General features: G+C 44.4%; 5 protein-coding genes. All 5 read left to right on the top strand.

Annotation, left to right across the window (positions count from 1 at the left end; genetic code table 11):
* Window positions 1–517 precede the first annotated feature (517 nt).
* Window positions 518–1,333, top strand: a complete 816-nt coding sequence (gene panB / locus DDR33_RS16645) for a 3-methyl-2-oxobutanoate hydroxymethyltransferase (protein WP_109416925.1) — start codon at window positions 518–520, stop codon at window positions 1,331–1,333.
* 18 nt (window positions 1,334–1,351) lie between these two features.
* Window positions 1,352–2,074 carry an RluA family pseudouridine synthase gene (locus DDR33_RS16640; RefSeq protein ID WP_109416924.1) on the top strand — a complete coding sequence of 241 codons (723 nt, stop codon included), beginning with the start codon at window positions 1,352–1,354 and terminating at the stop codon, window positions 2,072–2,074.
* Window positions 2,075–2,143: 69 nt separating this feature from the next.
* Window positions 2,144–2,755: a lysophospholipid acyltransferase family protein gene (locus tag DDR33_RS16635; protein ID WP_109416923.1), complete on the top strand. Its 612-nt coding sequence runs from the start codon at window positions 2,144–2,146 to the stop codon at window positions 2,753–2,755.
* 2 nt (window positions 2,756–2,757) lie between these two features.
* On the top strand, window positions 2,758–3,846 hold the full coding sequence (locus DDR33_RS16630; protein WP_109416922.1) for a glycosyltransferase: 1,089 nt from the start codon (window positions 2,758–2,760) through the stop codon (window positions 3,844–3,846).
* A 15-nt stretch (window positions 3,847–3,861) separates the two neighbouring features.
* On the top strand, window positions 3,862–4,510 hold a 649-nt coding region (locus tag DDR33_RS16625), incomplete at its 3' end, for a carotenoid biosynthesis protein (protein ID WP_238387833.1).

Below are 4,510 nucleotides of genomic sequence, written 5' to 3'. Positions count from 1 at the left end.
TATAGTTCAAACAGGATTACCAAATTGCAGTGTATAATTCAACCAGGAATAACAAATCATCGTGTATAATTAATTCAGGATTTATTCAGTAAGGTGTATAGCCATTCTAGGATAAGACAGGGATAAGACAAGAGCCCTACTTACTTCCGGGACAGTTTCGGCCCAGTACCGGGATGCTTTGCAGTAGTCTGCGACTTTTCTGCGACTCCTTTGCGAGTCGGCTGCGACTCTAACCCGAGGCCGACACGAGCAGGACACGCAGCGGACACGCGGAAAACACGTAGCCTCCCGCCTGTTGCCCCGGAACTGTCCCGGAATGGAGCCGGATAGTACCATTGTAAAATAACTGCCTGGCAGCCCGTTATAATTCTTTTAAATTGATAGATCTTTTAAGATAAATGGGTTTTTAATGGATGTCTGGACAGGCAGAGCAATCAGCGGCATGCATACAGCTTCGTCTCTTTTTTGTTTACATATAAAGGATTTTGTCTAAGTTTGTTCGCTTTATTAATAAGATATGTCGGTTAATACACAGATTAAGCGTATCACAACCAATACGCTGCAGGAGATGAAGATGAAGGGCGAGAAGATCTCTATGCTTACTTCTTACGATTATTCTATCGCAAAGATTGTAGATGAGGCGGGGATTGATGTAATATTAGTCGGAGATTCAGCATCCAATGTAATGGCGGGACATGAAACGACGCTTCCTATTACGCTCGATCAGATGATCTATCATGCTGCTTCGGTAGTGAGGGCGGCTAGCCGTTGTCTTGTAGTGGTCGACCTTCCGTTTGGTTCTTACCAGGGGAATTCCAAGGAGGCGCTGAACTCGGCCATCAGGATTATGAAGGAGTCGGGGGCGCATGCCGTGAAACTGGAAGGCGGAGAAGAAATAAGAGAGTCGGTAGCCCGAATTATTACAGCCGGTATCCCGGTTATGGGGCATTTAGGCCTGACTCCTCAATCTATTTATAAATTTGGAACATATACAGTAAGGGCAAGAGAAGAAGCTGAGGCTCTTAAATTAAAAAGCGATATCCTGGCTTTGCAGGATGCCGGCTGTTTTGCCGTGGTGCTGGAGAAGATTCCTGCATCTCTTGCAAAAGAAGCTACTGAAAGCGTTAAAATTCCGACTATCGGAATTGGAGGTGGGAATGCCTGCGACGGACAGGTACTTGTGGTTCATGATATGCTGGGATTGAACAATGGATTTAAACCAAGGTTCCTGCGCCAGTATCTCAATTTATACGACGAAATCAACGGAGCAGTGAAGTCGTATATAAATGATGTCAAGTCGGGAGATTTTCCCAATGAAAAGGAACAATACTAATTCGTAATAACAGAAGTCATGGGGAGACTTGAATTCAAAAATCCGTTTTACGATCTTACAGATGCCGACGTCCTGTATGAGGATAATCATATTATCGGGATTAATAAGAAAGGGGGCGAACTCGTTCAGATGGATGAAACCGGTGATGATCCGCTGGAAGAAAAGGTGAAAAGATATCTGGCAAAGAAATATAATAAGCCCAACAGCGCCTTTATCGGGGTCGTTCACCGTTTAGACCGGCCGGTTAGCGGAGTTATCATTTTTGCCAAAACGAGCAAAGCGCTCGACAGAATCAATGATATGTTCAAAAACCGCGAGATGCATAAGACCTACTGGGCGGTGGTGCGGAACAGGCCGGTTCCTGAAAGCGGGAACCTCGTGCACTGGCTTGTGAAGAATCCGCAGCGGAACATTACGGCTGCTTATGATCATGAGGTGGAAGGAGGCTCCCGGTCTGAGTTGAATTACCAGCTCATTGGTGATCTGGAGGGCTACCATCTTATCGAAGTAAATCCTATCACCGGAAGGCCTCACCAGATCAGGGTACAGCTTTCTACGCTTGACTGCCCTATTGTGGGAGATAATAAATATGGTTATCCCCGGGGAAGTCTTAAAAGGACTATCTGTCTTCATGCGAAAAGACTGCAGTTTATTCACCCCGTGAAGAAAGAAGAGATCTGCATTGAAGCGCCCCTGCCAAGGGATGGCTTCTGGAATAAATTTGAGATATTTGACCTGTAGTCACGGCTTTAGCAAACACCTGTCACTGAACAGTCTTTGATTAGCTCCTGAAATTTTTTAAATTGCAGGATGTTCAGTCATCTTGTAAGGAATTTCTTTTCCTGGTACATCGGCCGGATCATCAGCAGGGATTTCAGGGAGCTCTCTTTTAACCAGGCATCTTTCGACCCTGAAAGAGCGGTGTTGCTGCTTGCCAATCATTTTTCGTGGTGGGATGGCTTCTTCATGTATGAGCTTAACAGGAGATATTTCAGGAAAAAATTCCATGTAATGGTAGATGAAGAAAACTACCGGAAGGTTTGGTTCCTGAAATACCTGGGTGCTTTTCCTGTAAAAAAGCAATCTAAAAGCCTTCTTCATTCACTCGAATATGCGGGTAAGCTGCTGAATGATCAAAATAACCTTGTCCTCGTGTTTCCACAGGGGCGCTTATATTCATCTCATACACGGGAGATCATCTTTGAGAAAGGGCTGATTAACCTGATCAATTCCTCAGACAAGAGGTTTCAATATGTTTTTGCTGCTTCTTTTATTGATTATTTTGAAAACCGTAAGCCCTCTGTCCGTTGTTATCTAGCTAAATGGGAGGGTGAAGAGTTTACAAGCTTACAACTTATTAAGAGCAGCTATAACAAACATTATGAAACTTCGCGGCAAACGCAGAACCGCATTATTGTATAATCATGCTGATATATTATGTCGTCTTTTTCTTTCTTATCCTGAGGTTTGCCGTTACGCTTTTTAATTTTATTTCCAATCCGAAGCTATCGCCCTCTGTAAGAAGTTATAACGACCTGGTCTCTATTCTTATTCCCGCCCGTAACGAACAGGAGGATATTCTGAAACTCCTGGAATCGGTAAAGGCTCAGGATTATCAGCAATATGAAGTGATCATTCTTGACGATTCCTCTTCCGATGAAACCTATGAGGTGTGCAGCAGGTTTGCGGCTACTGACACGCGTTTTCAGGTAATAAAGGGAGGGGAACTGCCCCAGGGCTGGCTCGGAAAAAACTATGCCTGCCATCAGCTTGCTCATCTTGCAAAGGGAAAATATCTTTTATTCCTCGACGCGGATACCTCCATAGCAAACGGGATGCTGAACGGAGTGATTCATAGAATGAAACTGGCGAAGTTGTCCCTGCTTAGTCTTTTTACGAATCAGAAGATGGTAAGCCTTGGCGAGCGGATGGTGGTTCCTCTTATGCATTTTCTCCTGCTTAACCTCCTGCCTTTGCGCCTGGTGCGCCTCTCTGCTAATCCTGCTTTTTCCGCAGCTTCTGGTCAGTGTATGGTATTTGAAGCGGTCAGCTATCACCAGCATCAATGGCATGCACAGGTGAAAGATAAGGTGGTAGAAGATATAGAGATCATGAAACTGGTTAAGGCATACCGCTTGCGGGCAGAGGCACTACTTGCCAATGGGTTTATTTATTGCAGGATGTACGGAAGTTTCTCTGAAGCTACCGAAGGGTTTAGTAAAAACCTTCTTGCCGGCTTCAATAATAATATTGCGGGGCTGGTTTGTTATTTGTTGCTGGTGATGCTCGGGCCCTTGTTTGTAGCACTTTACCTGGATATACAGCTCATCTCTTTTGCTGTTACCCTCATCATCCTGACCCGGCTTATGATCTCTTTGCTAAGCGGGCAAAATCCTGTCTTTAACATCATTCTTCATCCCTTTCAGATGCTTTCATTTATTTTTATATCATTTCTGTCGGTAAAGAAATATTTGACAAGGACCATCGTGTGGAAGGGAAGACGAATAGAATAGATACTAAATTTCCAAATGAGAAAAGAGCTTAAAATACTGCGCACCGATGGCGTCTGTGTGTTTCTGATCGTACTCTTTCACGTGGTGGGGCTTATCGGGTTTCTGGTCCCGGCGTTCCAGCCGCTTTTTAAGCAACTAGTACCCTTTCACCTTCTTTTGATGCTGTTTTTAATAGTACGCAGCCAAAAAGGGAAGAATGTGTATTTTCTTGCATTTTTGCTTATCTGTTATTTTGCAGGTTTTTTTGCTGAATTAGCCGGTGTGCAAACGGGACTGATATTCGGGAACTATGCTTATGGGGCTACGCTGGGATACAAGATTGCCGGAACGCCCCTTATGATAGGCGTGAATTGGATACTGGTGATTTATTCAGTCGGTATGGTGGTGGACAGGATGGGAATAAATAACGCGGTTGCAGCAGCGGCACTGGGTGCTGTGCTGGTTACAATACTTGATGTTATTATTGAGCCTGTTGCCGTGCGGTTTGACTATTGGAGCTGGCATGGTAACGAAATTCCTCTTCAAAATTACATGGGCTGGCTGGTCCTGGCTTTTTTTCTTTTGCTATCATTCTTTAAGCTGCCGTTCAAAAAAGGAAATCCGGCTGGCGTTGTGCTCTTCGTTGTACAGTTTGCTTTCTTTGTTATTCTGCTGACAGCAAATT

Origin of the sequence: Pararcticibacter amylolyticus (assembly GCF_003130405.1) — a bacterium.
Taxonomy (GTDB): domain Bacteria; phylum Bacteroidota; class Bacteroidia; order Sphingobacteriales; family Sphingobacteriaceae; genus Arcticibacter; species Arcticibacter amylolyticus.
The sequence above is the reverse complement of the archived record's forward strand: the minus strand, read 5'-3'. Positions and strand labels throughout refer to the sequence as shown.

What these genes read in the sequence shown, in the direction of transcription:
- panB (WP_109416925.1), top strand. Translation starts at nt 518, where the DNA reads ATGTCGGTTAATACACAGATTAAGCGTATCACAACCAATACGCTGCAG.
- DDR33_RS16640 (WP_109416924.1), top strand. Translation starts at nt 1,352, where the DNA reads ATGGGGAGACTTGAATTCAAAAATCCGTTTTACGATCTTACAGATGCC.
- DDR33_RS16635 (WP_109416923.1), top strand. Translation starts at nt 2,144, where the DNA reads ATGTTCAGTCATCTTGTAAGGAATTTCTTTTCCTGGTACATCGGCCGG.
- DDR33_RS16630 (WP_109416922.1), top strand. Translation starts at nt 2,758, where the DNA reads ATGCTGATATATTATGTCGTCTTTTTCTTTCTTATCCTGAGGTTTGCC.